Origin of the sequence: Streptomyces sp. BBFR51 (genome assembly GCF_044591655.1) — a bacterium.
Classification (GTDB): domain Bacteria; phylum Actinomycetota; class Actinomycetes; order Streptomycetales; family Streptomycetaceae; genus Streptomyces.
Genome location: NZ_CP172448.1, coordinates 5,286,422 through 5,309,611, shown reverse-complemented (window position 1 = coordinate 5,309,611; position 23,190 = coordinate 5,286,422). Strand labels below are relative to the sequence as shown.

18 protein-coding genes are annotated in these 23,190 nt (G+C 72.2%); 5 read left to right on the top strand and 13 right to left on the bottom strand.

The features are described 5' to 3' along the window. The first annotated feature begins 20 nt into the window (after positions 1-20). Positions 21-941, top strand: coding sequence for an AEC family transporter (locus tag ACGH7X_RS24395; RefSeq protein ID WP_399887913.1), 921 nt, complete (start codon positions 21-23; stop codon positions 939-941). A 6-nt stretch (positions 942-947) separates the two neighbouring features. On the opposite strand, the gene ACGH7X_RS24390 is transcribed toward ACGH7X_RS24395, so the two are convergent. From ACGH7X_RS24390 to ACGH7X_RS24330, 13 genes are all read right to left on the bottom strand, one after another. Next, on the bottom strand, positions 948-1,532 hold the full coding sequence (locus ACGH7X_RS24390) for a Uma2 family endonuclease (RefSeq protein ID WP_399887911.1): 585 nt from the start codon (positions 1,530-1,532) through the stop codon (positions 948-950). Positions 1,533-1,629: 97 nt separating this feature from the next. Next, complete coding sequence (locus ACGH7X_RS24385) at positions 1,630-2,907, bottom strand: thymidine phosphorylase (RefSeq protein ID WP_399897311.1); 1,278 nt, start codon at positions 2,905-2,907, stop codon at positions 1,630-1,632. A gap of 38 nt (positions 2,908-2,945) precedes the next feature. Next, the gene (locus tag ACGH7X_RS24380; RefSeq protein ID WP_399887909.1) at positions 2,946-3,338 is read right to left on the bottom strand and encodes a cytidine deaminase; all 393 of its coding nucleotides are present in this window, start codon (positions 3,336-3,338) and stop codon (positions 2,946-2,948) included. Beyond that, positions 3,335-4,609 (bottom strand): ABC transporter permease, encoded by a 1,275-nt coding sequence (locus ACGH7X_RS24375; protein WP_399887907.1) that lies wholly within the window; start codon positions 4,607-4,609, stop codon positions 3,335-3,337. The genes ACGH7X_RS24380 and ACGH7X_RS24375 overlap by 4 nt, the downstream gene beginning before the upstream one ends. Beyond that, the gene (locus ACGH7X_RS24370) at positions 4,606-5,730 is read right to left on the bottom strand and encodes an ABC transporter permease (protein ID WP_399887905.1); all 1,125 of its coding nucleotides are present in this window, start codon (positions 5,728-5,730) and stop codon (positions 4,606-4,608) included. The genes ACGH7X_RS24375 and ACGH7X_RS24370 overlap by 4 nt, the downstream gene beginning before the upstream one ends. Further along, entirely contained in the window at positions 5,730-7,388 is a 1,659-nt protein-coding gene (locus ACGH7X_RS24365; RefSeq protein ID WP_399887903.1) for an ATP-binding cassette domain-containing protein, read from the bottom strand. Before ACGH7X_RS24365 ends, ACGH7X_RS24370 begins: the two co-directional genes overlap by 1 nt. A gap of 228 nt (positions 7,389-7,616) precedes the next feature. Next, positions 7,617-8,663, bottom strand: a complete 1,047-nt coding sequence (locus tag ACGH7X_RS24360; RefSeq protein ID WP_399887900.1) for a BMP family protein — start codon at positions 8,661-8,663, stop codon at positions 7,617-7,619. Between the two features lie 284 nt (positions 8,664-8,947). Then, positions 8,948-9,994 (bottom strand): BMP family protein, encoded by a 1,047-nt coding sequence (locus ACGH7X_RS24355; RefSeq protein WP_399887899.1) that lies wholly within the window; start codon positions 9,992-9,994, stop codon positions 8,948-8,950. Between the two features lie 173 nt (positions 9,995-10,167). Continuing rightward, entirely contained in the window at positions 10,168-11,406 is a 1,239-nt protein-coding gene (locus ACGH7X_RS24350) for a M20 family metallopeptidase (protein WP_399887897.1), read from the bottom strand. Positions 11,407-11,868: 462 nt separating this feature from the next. After that, entirely contained in the window at positions 11,869-12,936 is a 1,068-nt protein-coding gene (locus tag ACGH7X_RS24345; RefSeq protein ID WP_399887895.1) for a hypothetical protein, read from the bottom strand. A 43-nt stretch (positions 12,937-12,979) separates the two neighbouring features. Next, on the bottom strand, positions 12,980-13,918 hold the full coding sequence (locus ACGH7X_RS24340; protein ID WP_399887893.1) for an N-acetylneuraminate synthase family protein: 939 nt from the start codon (positions 13,916-13,918) through the stop codon (positions 12,980-12,982). Between the two features lie 13 nt (positions 13,919-13,931). Beyond that, a complete protein-coding gene (locus ACGH7X_RS24335) occupies positions 13,932-15,221 on the bottom strand; it encodes a cytidylyltransferase domain-containing protein (protein WP_399887891.1) in 1,290 nt (429 codons plus the stop codon). Between the two features lie 341 nt (positions 15,222-15,562). Then, positions 15,563-16,918: a DUF6716 putative glycosyltransferase gene (locus tag ACGH7X_RS24330; protein ID WP_399887889.1), complete on the bottom strand. Its 1,356-nt coding sequence runs from the start codon at positions 16,916-16,918 to the stop codon at positions 15,563-15,565. 198 nt (positions 16,919-17,116) lie between these two features. Here ACGH7X_RS24330 and ACGH7X_RS24325 point away from each other — a divergent pair, with 198 nt between their 5' ends. The 4 genes from ACGH7X_RS24325 (at position 17,117) to ACGH7X_RS24310 (ending at position 23,178) form a co-directional block, all read left to right on the top strand. Next, complete coding sequence (locus ACGH7X_RS24325) at positions 17,117-18,115, top strand: glycosyltransferase family 2 protein (RefSeq protein ID WP_399887887.1); 999 nt, start codon at positions 17,117-17,119, stop codon at positions 18,113-18,115. Further along, positions 18,112-19,446: a polysialyltransferase family glycosyltransferase gene (locus ACGH7X_RS24320; protein WP_399887885.1), complete on the top strand. Its 1,335-nt coding sequence runs from the start codon at positions 18,112-18,114 to the stop codon at positions 19,444-19,446. The genes ACGH7X_RS24325 and ACGH7X_RS24320 overlap by 4 nt, the downstream gene beginning before the upstream one ends. 115 nt (positions 19,447-19,561) lie before the next feature. Next, complete coding sequence (locus ACGH7X_RS24315) at positions 19,562-20,899, top strand: hypothetical protein (protein WP_399887883.1); 1,338 nt, start codon at positions 19,562-19,564, stop codon at positions 20,897-20,899. Next, on the top strand, positions 20,896-23,178 hold the full coding sequence (locus tag ACGH7X_RS24310; RefSeq protein ID WP_399887881.1) for a polysaccharide pyruvyl transferase family protein: 2,283 nt from the start codon (positions 20,896-20,898) through the stop codon (positions 23,176-23,178). The genes ACGH7X_RS24315 and ACGH7X_RS24310 overlap by 4 nt, the downstream gene beginning before the upstream one ends. Positions 23,179-23,190 lie beyond the last annotated feature (12 nt).

Sequence of the window (23,190 nt, the reverse complement as noted above, 5' to 3'; positions counted from 1 at the left end):
TCCGTGCCAGAGGGGGCGCCGTGCAGGGGGTGCTGACCGGGTTCGCGGTCATCGCGGTGGTCATCGCCGTCGGGTACGTCCTCGGCCTGCGCGGCCACCTCGGCCCCCAGGGCCGCGAGGTCCTCACCAAGCTCGCCTTCCACGTGGCCTCCCCCGCCCTGCTGTTCACCACCCTCGCGACGGCCGACCTGTCGGTGGTCTTCTCCGCCCGGCTGCTGGTGACGGCCCTGTCCACGGTCGCGGTGGCCGGTGCGTTCGTCGCGGTGGGCGTCGTACGCGGCTGGGGCGTGGGCCGTACGACGATCGGCGCGCTCTGCTCCGGGTACGTCAACTCCGGCAACCTCGGCATCCCGATCGCCGTGTACGTCCTGGGCGACGCCTCGCTGGTGGCGCCGGTGCTGCTGTTCCAGCTGGTGCTGGTGACGCCGGTGGCGGTGACGATCCTGGACCTGTCGGGAGGGGGCACGAAGGGCCCGCTGTGGCGTCGGCTGCTGACGCCGCTGCGCAATCCGATCGCGCTGGGCTCACTCGCCGGGGTCGCGGTCGCCGCGAGCGGTCTGCGCGTGCCGGACGCGGTCATGGACCCGGTGACGCTGATCGGCAACATGTCGGTCCCGGCGGTGCTGATGGCCTTCGGCATCGGCCTGTGCGGCTCCACGATGCCGCTGCGGGGCGTGGAACGGCGGCCCGTACTGCTCGCGGTCGCGCTCAAGGCGGTGGGCCAGCCGGCGGTGGCCTGGGCGCTGGCCTCGGGGGTCTTCGGTCTGCGGGGCCCCCAACTGCTCGACGTGGTGGTGACGTCGGCGCTGCCTGCCGCGCAGAACCTGTACACGTACGCGTCGACCTACGGGGTGGGCGAGCGGTTGGCGCGGGACGCGATCCTGGTGTCGACGGTGGTGTCCGTGCCGGTGCTGGTGGGGGTGGCGGCGGTTTTGGGGTGACGAGCCTCAGCTCGTGGGGAAGGCGCCGGTGTCGATCTCCAGGCCAAAGGGGTCCGGCAGAGTCAACTTCTCGCCGTACTCCACCGACGCCAGGACGCGATAGGTGCCGTCCTCAGGGTCTCCGTACAGCGTGACCGTCGGGCATCCGCTGTGCCAGGGGTCCAGAAGAAGGTAGAGGGGGACACCGGCCCGGGCATATCCCCTGACCTTTTTGATCCGATCGTGATTGGCATTGCTGCGCGAGGTGACTTCGACGACCAACTCCGCCTCACTCGCATGCACTCTCCTGCCCTGCCGCAACGCCACCCTGGGCACGACGCACAGATCGGGCTGGAAAACGCCCGCAGTCTCCGGGACCCCCAGCCCCAGAGTCTGGTAGATGCCACAACCCTCGGGGACAGCGGTGTAAAGGCTGATCTGAAGCAGTTCGGCGGTGTCGTTGTGCGCTTCGGACGGCGGAGGCGCCACGGTGACGATCCCTTCAATGATCTCCACCTTGCTGCCCTCCGGAGCGTCCGTCTCCTCCAGGACACGGACGATCTCGTCCCAGCCCGCCCCTCCAGGGGTCGGCTCGGCACTGAGTGCGCTCATGGCGGTGTCTCCAATCGGTACGTCACCGATCCCAGCATGCCGAACGGGACCGGCAGAGGTCTACCGGTCCCGTTCACCCGAATGAGGAAACTGCAGGTCAGGCGATACGTTCCCGCACCACTGGCGAGGCGGTGAAGGCCGTGCCCGCCGGAGCGACGTCGTACGAGCCCTCCACCGCCGCGAGGGCGTACTCGAAGCGGTCCGGGGTGTCCGTGTGGAGGGTGAGGAGGGGCTGGCCCTCGGTGACGGTGTCGCCGGGCTTGGCGTGCAGCTCGACGCCCGCGGCGGCCTGCACCGGGTCCTCCTTGCGGGCGCGGCCCGCGCCCAGGCGCCAGGCGGCGACGCCGACGTCGTAGGCGTCGAGGCGGGTCAGGACTCCGGAGGCACCCGCCTTCACCACGTGCTGCTCCTTCGACGTGGGCAGGGTCGCGTCCGGGTCGCCGCCCTGGGCCGCGATCATGCGGCGCCAGACGTCCATCGCGGAGCCGTCGGCCAGCGCCTTCGCCGGGTCGGCGTCCTTCAGGCCCGCCGCGTCGAGCATCTCGCGGGCCAGGGCCAACGTCAGCTCGACCACGTCGGAGGGGCCGCCGCCGGCCAGGACCTCGACCGACTCGCGGACCTCGAGGGCGTTGCCCGCGGTGAGGCCGAGCGGGGTGGCCATGTCCGTGAGGAGGGCGACCGTCTTCACGCCGTGGTCGGTGCCGAGGCCGACCATCGTGGACGCCAGTTCCCGCGCGTCCTCGATCGTCTTCATGAAGGCCCCGCTGCCGACCTTCACGTCCAGCACCAGCGAGCCGGTGCCCTCGGCGATCTTCTTGGACATGATGGAGGACGCGATCAGCGGGATCGCCTCGACCGTGCCGGTGACGTCGCGCAGCGCGTACAGCTTCTTGTCGGCCGGGGCCAGGCCGTCGCCCGCCGCGCAGATGACCGCGCCGGTGGTGTCCAGGACGTTCAGCATCTCCTCGTTGGACAGGAGGGCGCGCCAGCCGGGGATCGACTCCAGCTTGTCCAGGGTGCCACCCGTGTGGCCGAGGCCCCGGCCGGAGAGCTGCGGGACGGCCGCGCCGCAGGCCGCGACCAGCGGGGCGAGCGGCAGGGTGATCTTGTCGCCGACGCCGCCGGTGGAGTGCTTGTCGGCGGTGGGGCGGGACAGGGACGAGAAGTCCATGCGCTCGCCCGAGGCGATCATCGCCGCGGTCCAGCGGGCGATCTCGCCGCGGTTCATGCCGTTGAGCAGGATCGCCATCGCGAGCGACGCCATCTGCTCGTCGGCCACCTCCCCCCGGGTGTACGCGTCGATGACCCAGTCGATCTGCTCGCCGCCGAGTTCGCCGCGGTCCCGCTTGGTGCGGATGACGGAGATGACGTCCATGGCCATGTCTGGCTTTCCTTACGGGAGTTGCGCGGGAGTTACTTGGTGAGGTGGTCGGGGCCGAAGGCCTGCGGGAGCATCTCCGAGAGGGGGAGGATCCCCGCCGGGGTCTCCAGCAGCATCCGCGGGCCGCCGAACTCGTACAGCAGCTGCCGGCAGCGGCCGCAGGGGACGAGGACCTCGCCCTCGCCGTCGACGCAGACGAAGTGCGTCAGCCGGCCCCCGCCGGTCACCTGCAGCTGGGAGACGAGACCGCACTCGGCGCACAGGCCGACGCCGTAGCTGGCGTTCTCCACGTTGCAGCCGGTGACGGTGCGGCCGTCGTCGACCAGGGCGGCGGCGCCCACGGCGTACCCGGAGTACGGGGCGTACGCCCGGGACATGGCGTCCCGGGCCGCCGTGCGCAGCGCCTCCCAGTCGACGCCGGTCACTTGCCCTGTCCCTTGCGGTACTGCATGCCGTCCGCCTTGGGCATCCGCAGCCGTTGCGCGGACAGGGCGAGGACGACGAGGGTGACGACGTACGGCGTGGCCGAGACGACCTGATTGGGCACCTCGTTGGTGCCGGCGTACCAGGCGAAGACCAGGGCGCCGACGACGAACGTGATGACGGCCTTGACGTACTTCTTGCGGATCGCCAGCCAGATGGCGCCGGCGACCAGCAGCAGCGCGCCGAGCAGCAGCAGGGCGTGCACGTTGGCGGAGCCGCCGCGCAGGTTGAGGCTGTCGGTGTAGCCGAACAGCCCTGCGCCGATGGCGAGGCCGCCCGGCATCCAGTTGCCGAAGATCATCGCCGCGAGGCCGATGTAGCCGCGGCCGCTGGTCTGGCCCTCCAGGTAGAAGGGGTTGGCCACGATGGAGAGGAAGACACCGCCGAGGCCGGCCAGACCGCCGGAGATGAGCACGGCCATGTACTTGTACTTGTAGACGTTGACGCCGAGGGACTCGGCGGCGATCGGGTTCTCGCCGCAGGAGCGCAGCCGCAGGCCGAACGGGGTGCGCCACAGGATCCACCAGGTGGCGGGGATCAGGGCGACGGCGATCAGGGTCAGCCAGGAGACGTCGGTGACGAGGCCGCCGAGCAGCCCCGCGAGGTCCGAGACGAAGAACCAGTGCTGGTTGTTGAGGCTGTCGAGGCCGCTGGACAGCCCCGGGATCGAGAAGTGGCCGAGGGAGTCGACCGGCGGGGACTGCTTGGCCGAGCCGCCCTGGTGGCCCTCGAAGGCGAGCGGGGCGAGGTAGCGGGTGGCGCCGAGGGCGAGGATGTTGATGGCCACGCCGGAGACGATGTGGTTGACGTTGAAGGTGATCGTGACGATGGCGTGCAGCAGGCCGCCGAGCGCGCCGCCGATGATGCCGACGAGGATGCCGGTCCACGGGCCCCACTGGAAGCCTGCCCAGGCGCCGAACCAGGTGCCGAGGATCATCATGCCCTCGAGGCCGATGTTGACGACGCCCGCGCGCTCGGCCCACAGGCCGCCGAGGCCGGCGAGGCCGATCGGCACCGCGAGCTGGAGCGCGGTGGACATCTGACTGACGTTGGTGATGCCGTTGGCGCCGGTGATCAGCCGCACGATGGAGGTCAGCGCCAGGGCACCGGCGATGACCAGCATCAGGACGGGCAGCGACAGGCGGCGGCCGGTCGGCGCCCCGGGCTGCAGCGAGGGCTGGTTGACGTCGGTCGCTGTGGTCGGAGCGGTCATCGGCCGGCCACCTCCTTCTTCGAGTTGTCGGTGGCGCCCAGGACGTGACCGGCGGCCAGCTCCGCGCCGACCCGGCGCTGCTGGCGGCGCAGGCCCCACTCGCGGACGGCCTCGTAGGAGACGACGACCGAGAGGACGATCAGGCCCTGCATGATGACCGCGATCTCCTTGTCGTAGCCGTGGAAGTCCAGCTCGGGCGAGGCCTTGTCGAGCCAGGCCCACAGCAGGGCGGCGAAGGCGATGCCGACCGGGCTGTTGCGGCCGAGCAGGGCGATGCCGATGCCGAGGAAGCCGATGCCGGTGGGGAAGTTGAGGCTGTAGGTGTGGGTGTCGCCGAGCAGGATGGGCAGGCCCGCGAGTCCGGCGAGGCCGCCGGAGATGAGCATCGCGGTGAGCACCATGCGCTTGGGGTCGACACCGCTGGCCGCGGCGGCGGACTCGGAGGCGCCGGAGGCGCGCAGGTCGAAGCCGAAGCGGGTGCGGTTGAGGACGATCCAGTAGCCGATGCCGAGGAGCACGGCGAGGACGACCAGGCCGTAGATCTCGCCGGAGGCGCCCATGTCGATGCCGGGGACCCAGCCGGACTCGTGCATCTCGCCGGTGGTGTTGTTGTTGCCGATCTTGACGCCGAAGACGTCCGGCAGCCATAGGTAGCCGATGACGGAGGTGGCGATGGCGTTGAGCATGATCGTCGCGACGACCTCGCTGACGCCGCGGGTCACCTTGAGGACACCGGCGATGCCGGACCAGAAGGCGCCGGTGAGGACGGCGGTCAGGAGCAGCAGCGGGACCTGGAGGCCGGCCGGCAGGTTGGCGTGGGCGCCGACGATCGCGGCCATCATGGCGGCGAGCTGGTACTGGCCGTCCACGCCGATGTTGAAGAGGTTCATCCGGAAGCCGATGGCCACCGCGAGGGCCGCGATGTAGTACAGCGACGCCTGGTTGATGATCAGGACCTGGATGTCGGAGAACCCGGCCTGCTCGAACATCAGGGCGAACGGTTCGACCGGGTTCTTGCCCGAGGCGATCAGGACGATCGCACTGAGCACGAAGGCCACGGCCAGCGCGATGACCGGTCCGGCCACCGCGAGGAGCACGCGCTCCTTGTCGAACTTCTTCATCAGCGGGCCTCGTCTTCCGGAGACTCGGGGGACTCAGGAGTCTCGGGGGACTTGAGTGACTTGGGGGTGTCCGGGGACTTGGGGGACTTCGGAGTCGCCGGGGACTCCGGGGACTTGGACACGTCGGCCGGGGCCTTGGGGGTCTCCTCGTCCTCCAGGTGGCCGGAGGTGGCGCCGGTCATCGCCGAGCCGAGCGCCTCGGGGGTGATGGTGGCGGGGTCGGCGTCGGCGACCAGCTTGCCGTCGTAGATCACCCGGAGGGTGTCGGAGAGGCCGATCAGCTCGTCGAGGTCGGCGGAGATCAGCAGCACGGCGAGTCCCTCGCGGCGGGCCTCGCGGATGTGGTCCCAGATGGCGGCCTGCGCGCCGACGTCCACGCCGCGGGTGGGGTGGGCGGCGATGAGGAAGCGCGGCTTGTGGCTCATCTCGCGGCCGACGATCAGCTTCTGCTGGTTGCCGCCGGACAGCGAGGCCGCGGTGACGTCGATGCCGGGGGTGCGGACGTCGTACGTCTCGACGATGCGGCGGGTGTCCTCCTGGGCGCTCTTGAGGTCCAGCCAGACGCCCTTGCTGTTGGGCTTCTCGGTGACGTGGCCGAGGATGCGGTTCTCCCAGAGGGGGGCCTCCAGGAGCAGGCCGTGGCGGTGGCGGTCCTCGGGGATGTAGCCGACGCCCTGCTCGCGGCGCTTGCGGGTGGGCAGCGCGGTGATGTCCTGGTCGAGGAAGCGGATGGTGCCGGAGTCGGCGTGGCGCAGCCCGATGAGCGCGTCGACCAGCTCGGTCTGGCCGTTGCCCTCGACGCCGGCGATGCCCAGCACCTCACCGGCGTGGATGGTGAAGGAGATGTCGTCGAGCAGGGCCTTGCCGCCCGGTGCCGCCAGGCGCAGCGTGTCGACGGCGAGGACCGCGCGGTCGGTGACCGTGGACTCGGCGGTCTCCGGCGTGGGCAGTTCGCTGCCGACCATCAGCTCGGCGAGCTGACGGGGCGTCGTCTCGGCGGGGACGGCCGTACCGACCGTCGTGCCGCGGCGGATGACGGTGATCTCGTCGGCGACCGAGAGGACCTCGCCCAGCTTGTGGGAGATGAAGATGACGGACAGGCCCTCGGCCTTCAACTCGCGCAGGTTGTCGAAGAGGGCGTCCACCTCCTGCGGGACCAGGACGGCGGTCGGCTCGTCGAGGATCAGCGTGCGGGCGCCGCGGTAGAGGACCTTGAGGATCTCCACGCGCTGGCGGGCGGCGACGCCGAGCTCCTCGACCAGGAGGTCGGGGCGCACGCCGAGGCCGTACCGCTGGGAGATCTCCTTGATCTTGCGGCGGGCCCTGCCGCCGATGCCGTACAGCTTCTCGCTGCCGAGGACCACGTTCTCCAGGACCGTGAGGTTGTCGGCGAGCATGAAGTGCTGGTGGACCATGCCGATGCCGCGGGCGATGGCGTCGGCGGGCGAGGAGAAGGCCACCTTCTCGCCGTCGACCGCGATGGTGCCCTCGTCCGGCTTCTGCATGCCGTAGAGGATCTTCATCAGCGTCGACTTGCCGGCGCCGTTCTCGCCGACGAGGGCGTGGACGGTGCCCTTGCGGACGGTGAGGTGGATGTCGTGGTTGGCCACGACTCCGGGGAAACGCTTGGTGATCCCGGCGAGTTCGACGGCGGTCACCGATGCGGTGACCGCCGCTCCGGCCGGAGGGCTGCTGGACGCGTTGATGGCGCACTCTCCTGAGGACGGGGGCCGTCTACGCGCGTAGCGCCCCTACGGCATCTAAAAGCGGCGGCACGTCGACACGACGGGGTACGAGGAGGGCGCCCCCCAAGACGCTCTCCCCGTACCCCGCCGAGCGGCGCAACCGACGCGGTTACACGCTGTTCGAGGTGTTGCTGGTGCTACTCAGCTGCTCTTGACCTTGATCTCGCCGCTGATGATCTTCTCCTTGGCCGTCTTGATGGCTGCCTGGAGCTCGGCGTCGTCCGCGAACTTCGGGTTCGAGTCCGAGAGACCGACCTCGCCGGACTTCAGATCGCCCCGAACGATACCGGTCTCGGGCTTGCCGTCCTCGACCGACTTCGACAGGTTGTATACGGCCTTGGCGACGTCCTTGGTGGCCGAAGTCAGGATCGAGTCCTTGTACTTCGCGAGGGCTTCCTGCTTGTACTGGTCGGAGTCGACGCCGATCGCCCAGACCTTGTTGGCGGCCGCGGCCTCGATGACGCCCTGACCGGAGAGACCGGCCGCCGCGTACACGACGTCGGCCTTCTTCTCGATCTGGCCCTCGGCGGCGGTCTTGCCCTTGTCGGGGCTGGAGAAGCCGCCCTCCTCCGCGGTCTGCGTGAGGTACTGCGAGATGACCTTGACCTTGGGGTCGGTGTCCTTGACGCCCTGCTCGTAGCCGGCCTGGAACTTGTGGATGAGCGGGACGTCCACACCGCCCACGAAGCCGACCGTGTTGGTCTTGGTGCTCTTGGCGGCGGCGACACCGGCGAGGTAGGACGCCTCCTGCTCGTTGAAGACCAGGTCCGCGACGTTGTCGGCCTCGATCGTGGCGTCGTCCACGATGCCGAAGGTGGTGTCCGGGTACTTCTCCGCGACGTTCTTCATGGCGGAGGCGTACGCGTAGCCGATGCCGATGACGGGGTTGTGGCCCTGCTTGGCCAGCGAGGACAGCCGCTGCTCCTTGTCGGCGTCCGTCTCGCCGTCGGTGGGCTCGACGTCGGCCGTCTCGTAGCCGAACTCCTTCTTGGCCTGCTCCAGACCGGCGTACGCGGCGTCGTTGAAGGACTGGTCGCCCTTGCCGCCGACGTCGTACGCGATGGCGAGACCCTTGTCGCCCTTGGACTCCGAACCGGAGTCGGTCGAGGTACCACCGCAGGCGGCGAGTGCGAGGGCCAGGGAGGCGGTCGCTGCGCCTGCGACCGTGATCCGGGAAATCCGGCGCATGTCTGGTGCTCCTGTCGTACAAGCGCCGGGGACGGTTCGGGCTGCGGCGCTGGCTTTGCCGCAGATTAACGCGCGTAGACCTGCCTGAAAACCCCTTCTGTCCACCTTGTTATCCGCCCGTGAGCAAGGTGACGCGAACGGCGGTATGAGGCTTGCCGGACGCAAACGCGGGGTGGCGGAGTGTGACGCCGGGCGCCGGGTCGTCCCACGCGGAAGCGGACGGGCCCCCGGGGGCGCCCGTCCGCTTCGTCAGGTTCCGTGCCGTGCCGTCGCGGCTGCTCCGGCTACTCGGTCGCGACCTTGATGGAGCCGTCGATGATGCCCGCCTTGGCCTTGGCCACGGCGTCCGTGGCGCCCGGGACCTCGGCGAACTTCGGGTTGCTGTCGGACAGGCCCACCCCGTCGGACTTCAGGTCGAAGGTGTGGGTGCCGGTCAGCGGCTTGTCGTCCTCGACGGACTTGGCCAGCGCGAAGACCGCGCCGTTGATGTCCTTGAGGGCGGAGGTCAGGATGTAGTCCTTGTAGGCCGCGAGGGCCTCCTGCTTGTACTGGTCGGAGTCGACGCCGATCGCCCAGACCTTCGCCTTGGCGGCGGCCTCGATCACGCCCTGGCCGGACAGTCCCGCCGCCTGGTAGACGACGTCGGCCTTCTTCTCGATCTGGCCCTCGGCGGCGGCCTTGCCCTTGTCGGGGCTGGAGAAGCCGCCCTCCTCCGCGGTCTGCGTCAGGTACTGCGAGAGCACCTTGACCTTGGGATCGGTGTCCTTGACGCCCTGCTCGTAGCCGGCCTCGAACTTGTGGATCAGCGGGACGTCCACGCCGCCCACGAAGCCGACCGTCTTGGTCTTGGTGGCCTTGGCCGCGGCGACACCGGCCAGGTAGGAGGCCTCGTTCTCGGCGAAGACCAGGGACGCCACGTTCTTGCCCTCGACCACGGAGTCGACGATGCCGAAGGTGGTGTCCGGGTACTTGGCGGCGACGGCCTTCATCGCCGGGCCGTAGGCGAAGCCGACGCCGATGACGGGGTTGTAGCCCTGCTTGGCCAGCGAGGTCAGGCGCTGTTCCTTGTCGGCGTCCGTCTCGCCGTCGGTGGGCTCGATGTCGGCGGTCTTGTAGCCGAACTCCTTCTGAGCCCGCTGCAGACCGGCGTAGGCGGCGTCGTTGAAGGACTGGTCGCCCTTGCCGCCGATGTCGTAGGCGATGGCGAGGCCCTTGTCGTCACCGCCGTCGCTGTCGCCGCTTTCACCGCTGGTGCCGCCGCAGGCCGTGGCGGCGAGTGCGAGCGACGCGACCCCCACCGCGACGCGGGTCAGTCTCGAAATCCGACGCATCTGAGGTTCCCCATTCTCCAAAGCCCCGCAGCGGGCGCTCGGTTCGGCGCAGATTAACGCGCGTAGAAACTCCTGGGAACGGGGTTCCGCAGGGCCGTTACCCATTCGTGCCGCTGGCCGGTTACGGCCTTGTGAACGTCCGGATCGCACGGGCCCCGCGCGGAATCGGGCCTCTACTGCACGGCGTCGATGAGCGCCGCCGCGGTGAACATCTCCACGCCGACCGTGATGGCGTGCTCGTCCACGTCGAAGTCGCCCTGGTGCAGGTCGCGGACCGTGCGCTCGCCGGGCGGGCGGACGCCGAGGCGGGCCATGGCGCCGGGCACGTGCTCCAGGTACCAGGAGAAGTCCTCGCCGCCGAGGCTCTGCTCGGTGCTCTCCACGGCCTCGGTGCCGCGCCGGGCGACCATGGCGGCCTGGAGCAGCTCGGTGCTGGTGACCTCGTTGACGACCGGGGGCACGCCGCGGACGTAGGTGATCTCGGACTTGGCCCGGTACAGGTTGGCGATCTCGTCGATGGCGCCGACCACGAGGTCGGGCGCCTGCCGCCAGGCGTCGAGGTCGAGGCAGCGCACCGTTCCGGCGAGTTCGGCGTGCTGCGGGATGACGTTCGGGGCGTGGCCGGACTCGACCCGCCCCCAGGTCAGGGCGAGCCCGCTGCGGCTGTCCACGCGCCGGGCGACGAGCGAGGGCACGTCGGTGACCACGCGCGCGGCGGCGGTGACCAGGTCGGTGGTGAGGTGCGGGCGGGCGGTGTGTCCGCCGGGGCCGTTCAGGGCGATCTCCAGCCGGTCGCAGGCGGAGGTGATGGGGCCGACCCTGAGGCCGATCCTCCCGGCGTCCACCCGGGGGTCGCAGTGCACGGCGAGGATGCGGCGCACCCCGTCGAGCGCGCCGCCCTCGATGGCGTCGGCGGCGCCGCCGGGCAGCACCTCCTCGGCCGGCTGGAAGACCAGCCGCACGGGACGGGGCAGCAGGCCCTGCTCGTGCAGGGCGGCGAGCACCAGGCCGGTGCCGAGGACGACGGTGGTGTGCACGTCGTGCCCGCAGGCGTGGGCGCGGTCGGGCACCCGCGAGCGGTACGGGCACTCGTTCTTGGTGTCCGGGATGGGCAGCGCGTCGATGTCGGCCCGCAGGGCGAGCATGCGCGGTCCGCCGGCCCACTGGCCCGAGTCGGTGCCGGTGCCGATGTCGCAGACGAGCCCGGTTCCGATGGGCAGCACGCGCGGCTTGAGGCCGGCCCGCTCCAGCCGTTCCTTGATCGCGGCGGTGGTGCGGAACTCCTGGTTGCCCAGCTCGGGATGCATGTGCAGGTCGCGGCGGAAGGCCACGAGCTCCGCACGCAGCGCGTCCGGCAAGGTGCCGGGCAGCGCGGCTTCACCAGGAGTGTCGGCCTCGGACTCTGGGGACATCAACGCTTTCACCCTTTGCAGAGTAGGGCGCTCGAGCGACCGATGAACCCACGATCAACAAAAATCAGCCCGTTAGGGGAAGAAAATTCGGCCGCTCTACGCATAGCCATCGACTCGCTTGGGTAAACTCGCCCGCCTTCTCGGCCGAGCCGCTCGTGAGACTCACCGGGGCGACGCCGTCGATTCCCGGCGTCCACTCTCCGGCACCCGCGCTCTCCTCACGGATACCACGCGACGCCCGCCCCACGCGCCCTCGTCCGGTTGCCGGACCGCGCGGCCTCAGGGCAGGACCAGCCGGCGCCGGCCGTCCAGGGACGTCAGGAGGGCCCGGATCTCCGGGCCAGGGCCGGGACCGGCGGACGCGTGTTCGATATGGGTCGCGGTCGGCGGGCATTCACGAAGGGAGCCGCCCGCGGCAAGGGATTCACGCGTGCAGGGCGGCCGCCCGCGGCGCGCCCCTCCTCACCCCGTGCCGGCCACCGCCGACAGCCGGTGGACGTCCCGTGCCGAGCCCGTCACCCCGCTCAGGAAGCCGCGGGCCCGGGGTGAGGCGGAGTCGGTGAGCCACGCGGGGTCGATGTCGCAGACGGCGACGCGGACCTCGGTGCCGGCGAGGGCCAGCGGGAGGGTGTGGACGACGGTGGACGGGAAGCTGAGGACGGTTCGGCCGATCGGGCCGCGGCGGGCGATCAGCTCCAGGGGGAGGTCGGGGCGGACGATCTCCAGGCCGGTCTCCACGGCCAGCCGGTGCAGCTTCTCGGCGCTCTCGCGGCGGTGGGCGAAGTAGCGGGCCGCCCCGTGGGTCTTCGCCAGGCCGCGTACGGCGTCCACGTAGCGGTCCGCGTCGACGACGCCGGTCTCCACCAGGGAGGTGCCGACCATGTCGGCGCCCTTGGTGATGCGGGGCGGGCCGAAGCGGGCGCGGGTCCAGGCGAAGTCGTTCGCGGTGACCGTGACGCCGTCCGGGACGTCCTCGATGGGCATGGAGGAGAACACCGAGACCTGGCGGTCCGGGGTCGGGGTGAGGCGGTGGCGGGCGGATCTGGAGACGGGGGCGAAGAGCAGGTCGCGGGGGCCGGGCCGGCTGCCCTTGCGGTGCCAGCGCACCAGGCGTTCGCCGTGCGCGAGCTGGGTGACGAACTCCATCGTGGCCGTGCCGTCGTCGACGACGACCAGGTCGTGGGCGCGGGTGATGGTGAGGAGCAGTTGTACGTAGCGGGAGAACGGGTCGCCCAGCACGATCCGGTCCGCCTGACGCAGCAGGGTCGTCAGACCGCCGATCGTGCGGAAGGGGGCCGTGGCACCGCCGCGCGCCTCCTCCCAGCGGATCTCGTGGCCCTCCTTGCGGGCCAGTTCCGCCATGCGGCGCAGCTGGCCGCGGGTCATCGGGTCGACGGGCGAGAGGACCACGAGGGTGAGCTCCGCGCCGGGTGCGCGGCTGTGCGCCCACTCCAGCACGTTCAGCAGTTGTACCGGGCTCTCGACGAAGGCGAGAGTGCGGGGGCCGGCGTTCCCGGCGCGGGGGCTCATCGGTGTGGGACCGTCCCGTGGTGAGTGACTCGGTGGCCGGGGATCAGACGGTGACGGGCTCGCCCGCGGCGGCGGCGATCTCCGCCTCGGCGACGACGCCGTTGACGCGGCGCAGCTTCTTCATCGGGCCCAGCTCGGAGTCGTAGACCTTCTTGACGCCGTCGCCGAGGGAGGCCTCGATGGTGCGGATGTCGCGCACCAGGCGGGTCAGGCCCTGCGGCTCCACGGAGGCGGCCTGGTCGGAGCCCCACATGGCGCGGTCGAGGGTGATGTGGCGCTCGACGAAGGTGGCGCCGAGGGCGACGGCGGCCAGCGTGGTCTGCAGGCCCGTCTCGTGGCCGGAGTAGCCGATCGGGACGTTCGGGAACTCCTGCTGGAGGGTGTTGATGACGCGGAGGTTCAGCTCCTCGGCCTGCGCCGGGTACGTCGACGTGGCGTGGCACATGAGGATGTTGTCGCTGCCGAGGACCTCGACCGCGTGGCGGATCTGCTTCGGGGTGGACATGCCGGTGGAGAGGATGACCGTGCGGCCGGTGGCGCGCAGGGCGCGCAGCAGCTCGTCGTCGGTCAGGGAGGCGGAGGCGACCTTGTGGGCCGGCACGTCGAACTTCTCCAGGAAGGCGACGGCCTCGGTGTCCCACGGGGAGGCGAACCAGTCGATGTTCTTCGTCTTGCAGTAGTCGTCGATCTGGCGGTACTCGTCCTCGCCGAACTCCACGCGGTGGCGGTAGTCGATGTACGTCATCCGGCCCCAGGGGGTGTCCCGCTCGATGTCCCACTGGTCGCGGGGGGTGCAGATCTCCGGGGTGCGCTTCTGGAACTTGACGGCGTCGCAGCCGGCCTCGGCGGCGGCGTCGATCAGCTTGAAGGCGTTCTCGAGGTCACCGTTGTGGTTGATGCCGATCTCGCCGGTGACGTAGACGGGGCGGCCGGGGCCGGCCTCGCGGGTGCCGAAGGTGCGGATGCGGGAGTTGGTGCTCATGACAGGGGGTTCCTTACTTGGACTGGGTGAGCGTGGGGGATTCGAGGGTGGTTTCGGGGGTGCCGGTGGGGTCGAGGGCGTCCAGTGACGGGCCCAGGAGCCAGGTCGCGATCTCCCGTACGGCGCCTTCGCCGCCGGGGACGGTGGTGACCGCGCGGGCCGCGCCGCGTACGGCGTCGTGGGCGCTCGCGACCGCCACGGGCCAGCCGACGAGGGCGAAGCACGGGAGGTCGTTGACGTCGTTGCCGACGTAGAGCACGCGGTCGGGCGCGATGCCCTGTTCCTCGCACCACTGCTTGAGGGCGAGGTCCTTGCGGTCGATGCCGTGCAGCACCGGGAGCTTGAGCTTCCGGGCGCGGGCGGCGACGACCGGGTTCACCTCCGTGGACAGGATCAGCATCGTCAGGCCGCTGCGGCGCAGGGCGGCGATGCCGAGTCCGTCGCCGCGGTGGACGGAGACGAACTCCCGTCCGTCGGAGTCGATCAGCACCCGGTCGTCGGTCTGGGTGCCGTCGAAGTCGAGGACGACCGCGTCGATGTCCTGGGCGGTCGGCAGGGCGCCGGGCCGGGCGGCGTCGAAGTGCGGCGCCAGGGCCCGGGCGCGGGCCAGGTCGTGCGGGTCGTCGATCTCCAGGACGCGCGCCGGGTCGGTGCGGACCAGTTCGGTGCGGCCGAAGAAGCGGTGCTGGTGCTTGCGGAAGCCGGGCGCGGCCATGGCGTAGGCGGCGCCGGTCTCCAGCAGGTCCTGGGGGCGGTCCTGGCGGCGGGGGCGGTAGGACTTGTCGTGGTTGACGCCGTGACCGCCCTCCTCCCGGCCCGTCCCGTCCGCGCCGTCGCGCCACACGAACCCGTGGAAGGTGGCCACCGTCACCGCGGTGTCCGCGCCGCCCTCGGCGACCGCGCCGGCCACGCCGTCGATGTCCTCGCGGACCAGGAAGGGGCTGGTGCACTGCACGAGCAGCACCACGTCGACGGCGGCGCCGTGCAGGGCCTCGTGGGTGTCCATGGCGTGCAGCACGGCGGCCTCGGAGGTGGCCGTGTCCCCGGCGATGGCGGCGGGCCGCAGCACGACCTCGGCGCCGGCCTCGCGGGCCGCGGCGGCGATGGCCTGGTCGTCGGTGGAGACGACGACGTCCGTCACCAGCCGGGTGGCCCGGCACTCGCGCACCGCGCGGACCACCAGGGGGACGCCGCCGACGGGGGCGAGGTTCTTCGCGGGCACTCCCTTGGAGCCGCCGCGCGCGGGAATCACCGCGAGCACCCGGCGCACCGAAGCACCCTGGCCCGCTTCCGGGTTGGACATGGGATCTGCTCCTTGCGATGGACTCTCGGGAAGCACGGGGGCTCGGAAACCCTGGGCGGTTTCGGGAACCGGGGTCTCGGGGACCGCGGCGGTCCCGGGGACCACGGCGGTCCCGGGAAGCGCGGCGGTCCCGGGAAGCGCGGCGGTCCCGGGAAGCGCGGGGCCTCGGGAACCCCGGCGAGCCTCGGGAACCGGGGTCTCAGGAACCGCGGCGGTCCCGGGTGTCGCGGCGGTCCCGGGTGTCGGGGCGGTCCCGGCTGTCGGGGCGGCCCCGAGCATCGCGGCGGCCCCGGACATTGCGGCGGCCCCGGACGTCGCGGCGGACCCGGGCATCGCGGCGGTCACAGCTCCCCCATCCGTCGGATCACCGGGGCGACCCGCTGGACGCCGTGCCGGTACGCGCCGCGGGCCGCGCGGCGCACCACCTGCCGGACCGGGCCGGGCTCCTTGTCGGCGGCCGGCGCGCCGGGCAGCGGTGTGCCGTCGGGGCCGAGGTGGTGGCGGGCGAGGATGCCGGGGAGGTATCCGGGGGCGGTGACGGGGGTGTAGTACGGGGCGAGGGGCGGCAGGCCGCCGGGCCGGCCGAGCAGAGCGGCGATGCGCTCGCGGGCCTCGTCGAAGGCGGTCTCGTAGCCGCCGTCGGCCGCCACGCCCTGCCGGGCGACCCACTCGGCGCCGGGCGACGGGCGGTGGCCCGCGTCGAGCTGGTCCCAGGAGGCGAGGCACCCGGAGCCGACGAAGTGGTGGTTGCCGAGCGCCTCGCGCACGCCCAGGTCGCTCAGGACGACCGTGGGGATGCGGCGGTGCAGGGATTCCAGGGCCGCCGTGGAGCTGATGGTGACCAGCAGGTCGGTGCGGTCGAGGACCTCGCCCATGTGCCCGTAGACCAGGCGGAAGTTGGACGGCGGATCGGCCCGCTGCACCAGCTTCTGGTAGGGCAGCTCCTCGATGTGCGTGGTGTGCTCGCCGGGCCTGGAGCGCAGCTTGAGCAGCACCTCGCGCTCGGGGTGCAGGCGGGCGTGCCGGATCAGCCGTTCGAGGAGGTACGTACGGTCCTTGCGGCTGTCGGGCACGGACGGCTGGGCGGCGAAGACCACCGTGTAGGGCCGGTCCGCGCCCCGGTCGCCGCCCGGCTCACCGGCGTAGGCGGCTCCGCCCAGGAAGGGCAGGGCGACCTCGGTGACCGCCGAGGCCTCGGCGCCCACCCCCTCGTACACGTCCCGGAAACGGTCCGCGTCCTGGCGGGAGTTGGCGAGGACGAGGTCGGCGCCGTGGCGCAGCAGGAGGCCGTCGGCGAGCTTCTCGTAGACGACGCCGACGTAGCCGGTGACGACCACGGGCCGCTCGGGGCGGTCCTGCCACACCCGGCCGAGGCCGTGCAGCATCGCCTGGACCCCGCCACCGACCAGGGCGAGGACCAGGACGTCGTACGAGTCCTCGCCCGTCGCCGCCTCCATGGCGCGCAGGAACTCGACGGCGGTCACCTCGCGGAGCGAGTCCGCGCTGACGCCGACTTCCCGCAGCTGGCGGGCGGTGGGGGTGGCTCGGCCGCGCAGGAGGTAGCCGTCGAGGTGGATGTCCGTGTCGTCGGGGGCCCCGGGGCAGACGCGGCTCGCGGTGAGCGCGCCCCATTTCCACCGGGTGTCGGAGTCCGCCAGGACGGCGACTCTCAGGGCCTTCGTTGCACTTGCTGGCACGTCGTAGACGCTAGGAAGCCATTCCTAGGAACCGCCCAACCGGAATCCAACAAATGGTGAACAGCACATCGACGAATGGGGAACCCGGCCGCCCGGGGCCCGGAAAAGTGTCCGCTTCACCGCTTCGCCACGCCGCGTTCACCCGGAATCAAGGTGCAGGTAAAGCCGAATGCCGGACCGCCGCATAACGTCACTCACGTGCCCAAGCTCTCCGTCATCGTGCCGTTCTACAACGTGCGGCAATACGCACCAGACACCCTGCGGAGTCTCAACGCCAACGCGCGGGACGACTTCGAATTCATCCTCGTCGACGACTGCTCCACCGACGGGACCGTCGACCTCCTCGCGCGCGCGGAGCGCGAGCTGCCGGGGGCGGTGCTGGTCATACACGAACGCAACGGTGGCCTGGCGACCGCCCGCAACACCGGCATCGACCGGGCGCGCGGCGAGTACGTCACCTTCCTGGACGGCGACGACTGGCTGGCGCCGGGCCACTGCGCCCGGCTGGTGGCCGCGATCGAGCGGCTGGACGTCGACTTCGTGCGCACCGACCACGTGCAGTGCACGGGGCGCAACCGCACCCTGCACCGGGTCCCGCACGGCCGCCGCAACGTGGCGCTGCGTCCCCGCGAGGCGATCCTGCCCGCCCACCGCACCACCTCCGTCGACTACGCCTACGCGTGGGCGGGCGTCTACCACCGCCGGCTGGCCGAGCGCGGCCTGCTGCACTTCACCGACGGGCTGCGCACGGCGGAGGACCGGCCGTGGATCTGGAAGCTGCACCGGGAGGCGGAGTCCTTCGCGGTGACCGGGCTGCTCGGTGTCTTCTACCGGCGCGGGGTGGCGTCCTCGCTCACCCAGATCGGTGACGTGCGCCAACTCGACTTCATCCGCGCCTTCGACGAGGTGCTCGCGGGGGCGGCCGGGGACGCGGACGCCGCGCGGCTGGTGCCGAAGGCGGTGCGCACGTACTGCGCGATCATCTCCCACCACCTCGGTGCCATCGAGCGGTTCGAGCCCGCCGTGGCGCGGATACTGCGGGCGAGGAGCGCGGCGGCGCTGCGGCGGATGCCGCAGGACGCGCTCGACGAGGTGCTCGGCTCGATGGACGCCGAGCGTGCCGTGCGGCTGCGCCGGCTGCGCCGCCGTGCGGCCTCGGGACAGCAGGCCGACAGCGGCGAGGGGGCGGCGGCGTGACCACACAGATCTTCCTGGCGTCGACGCTGTACGGCACGGCCACGCTCGCCGCGGCCCTGGACACCGGCTGCTTCGACGCGGCGGACCGGCGGATCCTGCTGGTCTCCAACAACGCGCCGACGCCCGAGACGACGCCCTCCCCGGACGCGATGCCGGGGTTCGAGCGGCTGCGGGGCCGGTTCGACGACGTGGTGTCGTGGAACGAGGCGATCTTCCCCTTCCATCCCGGCGGCTGGTCCCCGCGACTGGAGGACGTACCCCTGTGGGAGCGGCATCTGCGGCTGGCCTGGGGGCTCGGCGACGACGACGTGGCGCTGGCCGTGGAGTCGATCCAGGTGCAGCCGGCGCTGGGCGTGGCGCAGATCTTCACCGACGCGCCGCTGACCGTCTACGCGGACGGCCTGATGAGCTACGGGCCCACCCGCACGAAGCTCGCCCCGCTGGTCGGCACGCGCGTGGAGCGGCTGCTCCACCTGGACCTGGTGCCGGGGCTCGCGCCGCTGCTGCTGACGGAGTTCGGCGTCGAGCCCGAGATCGTGCCGTCCGCGGCGTTCACCAAGGTGCTGGCGGAGCTGGCGGACACCGGCGCCGGTCTGCCGGACGTGGAGCGGCCCGCGGTGCTGCTCGGCCAGTACCTGTCGGCGCTGGGCATCCTCTCCGCCGAGGAGGAGGAAGACCTGCACGTGCGGATGCTGACCGGCGCCGCCGGCCTCGGGCACACGCGCGTGGTGTTCAAGGCGCACCCCACGGCTCCGGCCCGTTTCACCCGGGTCCTGGAGCAGGAGGCCGAGAGGCTCGGGGTCGACCTCACGGTGGTGGAGACTCCGGTCCTCGCCGAGGTGCTGTTCCAGCGGCTGCGTCCCGCGCTGGTCGTCGGCTGCTTCTCGACAGCCCTGCTCACCGCGTCCGCGCTGTACGGCCTGCCGGTCGCCCGCGTCGGCACCGAGACGCTGCTTGACCGGCTGACGCCGTACGAGAACAGCAACCGCGTCCCCGCCACCCTGGTGGACGCGCTCCTGCCGGACCTGTCCGACGCGGCCGCCGTGGCCGAGGGGCGGCGGGGCATGGACGCCGACGCGCTCGCCGCGCTGGTGCGGACGGTGGGGTTCGCGATGCAGCCGAAGGTCCTGCCGGAGCTGCGGCCGGCGGCGGAGGCGTACCTGCGCGCGTACCTGGACGCCCGTACCTGGCGGTACTTCAAGAAGCGCCGCCTCACCTCGCTGGGCCTGCCCGGCGGCATCCCGGCCCGGCTGGGATTCCTGCCGCACAACTCCACCGCCCGCCGGGTGGTGCGGCGGGCACGGGCGATCCGGCGGTCGATCGGGGGGTGACGGCTGGCCGGTCGCCCACCGGAGGGCGAGAGTTCACCCGGCGTCCGCCCGGAAGCCACCCGCGGACCGTCGCTCTGGGGCACATTCGGCCTCCGGTCGGAGAACGGTGGAACGCATGACGAAGCCCCTGGCGGGATTGTTCAAGGCACGGCAGAAGGATGCCGCCAGGCCGGCGCTGTACGCCCGGAGCATGCGCCTGTGCGGTGAGCACCTCGCCGCGCAGGAGACCGGAGCCGCCGGGGCCGCCGCCCCGCAGGTCCGGCTCACCCGGGCGATCGGTGCCTTCGCGGCCTCCCTGGACAGTCCGTCGGCCGACCCCTTCGACGCCCTGCTCCAGGTCGGCGAGCGCGCCCTGGAGGCCGGTGGGGACCGCGGACCGGGTCTCGCGCTGGGCCTCGCCGAGTCCGCGACGCGGATCCGGGAGCGGTCCAAGGGCGCGTGGCGGCTGCGCGGTCTCGCCCTGGACCGGCTCGGCCGCGGCGACGAGGCACTGCGGTGCTACGAGCGTTACGTGACGCTGCTGGAGGGCGGCGCCCCGGCGCCGGAGGTCGCCCGCCGGATGGACACGCTGCGGCGCCGGCGCGCGTGCCTCGACGAGGCCGTCGCCCTCTTCCCCGAGACCGGAACCGAGACCTCGACCGGCTCCGGGACCGGGACCGGTTCCGCGCTGCGCGACCTGCTTCAGGAGCCCACCGGGGCCACCGGGGCCACCGCGACCCCGGCGACCACCGCGGTCCTCGCGCCGCGCCTCGCCGCGTACGTGCGGGAGCGGGTGGCCGAGCACGGCCCGGGCGATGCCGCCGTGCGCCGTCTGCTGGTCCTCCACGGCCGCTACTCACGGCTGGTCGAACAGCCCGCCGTGCCCGACCCGTTGCTCGGCGGCGGCACTCCCGTCGGCGTGGCCGGTCTGCGGGGCCTGGTCGCGGGGCGGACGGTGTGCGTCGTCTCGAACGCGGGCGACGTCGCCGAAAGCGGCCTGGGTGCCGAGATCGACGGCTACGACCTGGTGGTGCGCTGCGACGCCTTCCGCATCCGCGCCGAGGGCACCGGCGAGCGCACTGGCCTGCACGCCGTCACGCTGCGGGGCGACAGCCCGTGGGAGGGTCCCGCCTGGACGGCGCGGGCCGGTGTCCGGCTCGTGTTCGGCGACCCGGCCGCCGGATGGCGCCGGGCCACCCGTGAGCGGCTCGCGCCCGGAGCGCAGGAGCACGTCGGCGACGCCTCCCTGCGCCGTCCCCTCGGCGACCCCGCCCTGCTGGGCGAGGACGGCTGGGGGGCGGCGACGACCACCGCCTTCACCGTGCTCAGGCTCCTGGACTTCCTGGACGCGAGCCCCCGCCTCGACCTCGTCGGCTTCACCCTGCCGGGCCGGCTGCGGCCGCGGGAGGCCGAGTGGGTCCTGGACCGCGCGACGCACGTCGACGACAGCAAGATGAGGATCGCCCTGCGATGACCCACTCCCCCGCCTCCGCCGCGGACGACCGGAGCACCGTCACCGGCAGACGCCGGATCGCCTTCGCCGTCCGCACCGACCGGGACGGCCTGTCCGGCCTGCCCGTACTGATACGCAGCCTCGCGCTGACCAACCCGGGGGTGTGCGAGGACGTCGTGGTCCTCCATCCCGGCCTGCCCGACTCCTCGTTCGACGCGCTGCGGCGGCTGCACCCGCGCATCGTCACGCGCGAGGCGCGAGGCCGTACGGACGTCTTCCGGCTGGAGGGGTACGACACCGTCGTCGCCCTCGCTCCCGGCATGGTCGTCCTGGGCGACCTCGGTGAGCTGCTGCGGATGCGCCACGGGGTGGGTGCGGTACCGCAGTTGCTGAGCGCCGGGGAGCCCGGGGAGCGGCGTGCGGTGCTGCCGGACGGCCTCCTCGTCGTCCAGCGCGCCGACGTGGACGACGCCCTGGTGGGCCGGCTCGGCACCGGCACCCCGGGCGAGGGCCTCGCGCTCGGCGACGCCCTGGTCCCGCTGGACGCGCGGTACGACTTCCTCACCCGCCGGCTGCACGACGACACGCCGGTGCCCGCGAGGGTCGCCGTGCTGCGCTTCACGGAACCTCCCGGCACGCCCGGGTTCGGCCCGGCCGCCGAGGCACGGCGCCGGTTCGAGCTGAGCGACGACGCGTTCCGGGCCGCCTACCGCGCCCTGCCCGGCCGCAAGCACCCCGACCTGCTGGCGCACCTCGCCCCGCCCCTGCTCGAGGCACGCCCCTCCCTCGACCTCGCCCGTACGGTCGCCGACGTGTACCGCGGGCAGGGCCGCTACGACGAGGCGGTCGCGGTTCTCGCCCCGGTGGTGGCGGACCGGCTGGACGCGCCGCGCTGCCAGGAGACGCTGGGCGTCTGCCTGATGGCGCTCTCGCGCTACGACGAGGCCGAGGCGCATCTGCTGCTGGCGGCCGCGTCCCCGGCGGTCGCCCCGCGCGCCTTCGCGCAGCTCGCCCGGCTGGCCTGGCTGTGCGGCCGGGAGGCGGACGCGCACGCCTACGCCCGCGAGGGCCTGGACGCCGACCCCACGGACGCCGGCTGCCACAGCTGGTACGTCCGCACCCGGGCGAAGGACCCGGACGCCGACGGCCCGCACGCGGACGACTCGGAACCGTCCGACGGCCCGGACCCGTCCGACGTCGCCGCCCCCGCCGCGGAGCAGCTCGCGCACGTGGCGCTGTTCGCCGAGGGCCAGGAGAACGCGGGCGACAAGGTCCTGCCCGAGGCCGTGCGGATGTGCTTCGGCCCGGACACCGGCCCGCACCGCTGGTACGAGCAGCCGGTGCACCGGCTGGTCGACGAGGCGGCGCTGGAGCGGCTGAACGCGCGGCGCGGGGTGATCGTGGGCGGCGGCGGTCTCTTCCTGCCGGACACATCCCCGAACGGCAACAGCCACTGGCAGTGGAACGTGCCGGACGACCTGCTGGCCCGTGTCACCGCGCCGCTGGCGGTGTTCGCGGTCGGCTACAACGTGTTCGACGGGCAGCTCTACCGCCGGGGACGGTTCGCCGAGAGCCTGCGGGTCCTCGTCGAGCGCTCGGCGTTCTTCGGGCTGCGCAACCACGGCTCGATCGACCGGGTCCGCGAGCTGCTCCCCGCCCACCTGCGCGAACGGGTGCGCTACCAGCCCTGCCCGACCACGGTGGCCCGGCATCTCCTCCCGGAGCTGTCCGGCCCGGCGGAGCGGTCCGACACCGTGCTGGTCAACTGCGCCTACGACCGCGCCGGTCTGCGCTTCGGGCACGACTACGGTCACTTCCTCGCCCAGATGGCCGTGGCGCTGCGCGAACTGCGGGACCGGGCGGACGTGCGGTACGCGGCGCACATGCCGGCCGACGAGAAGTTCGTGCACGACCTGCGCCGTGAGCACGGCATCGCGCTGCCGGTGGAGCAGCTCTACGACATGCCGAACGACACGATCCGCGAGCTGTTCCGCCGCTCGCGGCTGGTGATCGGGATGCGCGGGCACGCGGGGATGATCCCGTTCGGCTGCGGGACCCCGATCCTCAGCCTCGTCTCCCACCCCAAGCTCGCCTACTTCCTGTCGGACATCGGCCGCCCGGAGTGGGGGCTGTCCGTGCACGACCGGGAGCTGGGCCCCCGGCTGGCGGAGCGGGCGGGCGCGGTGCTCGACGACCACGCGGCGGCGGTGGCGGACGTGCACGCCGCGCAGGAGCTCCTGTGGAAGACCACGCGGTCGAACATCGAGGAACTGCGGAGCACCTTCGGTATGGACCGATAGGGCGGTACACCG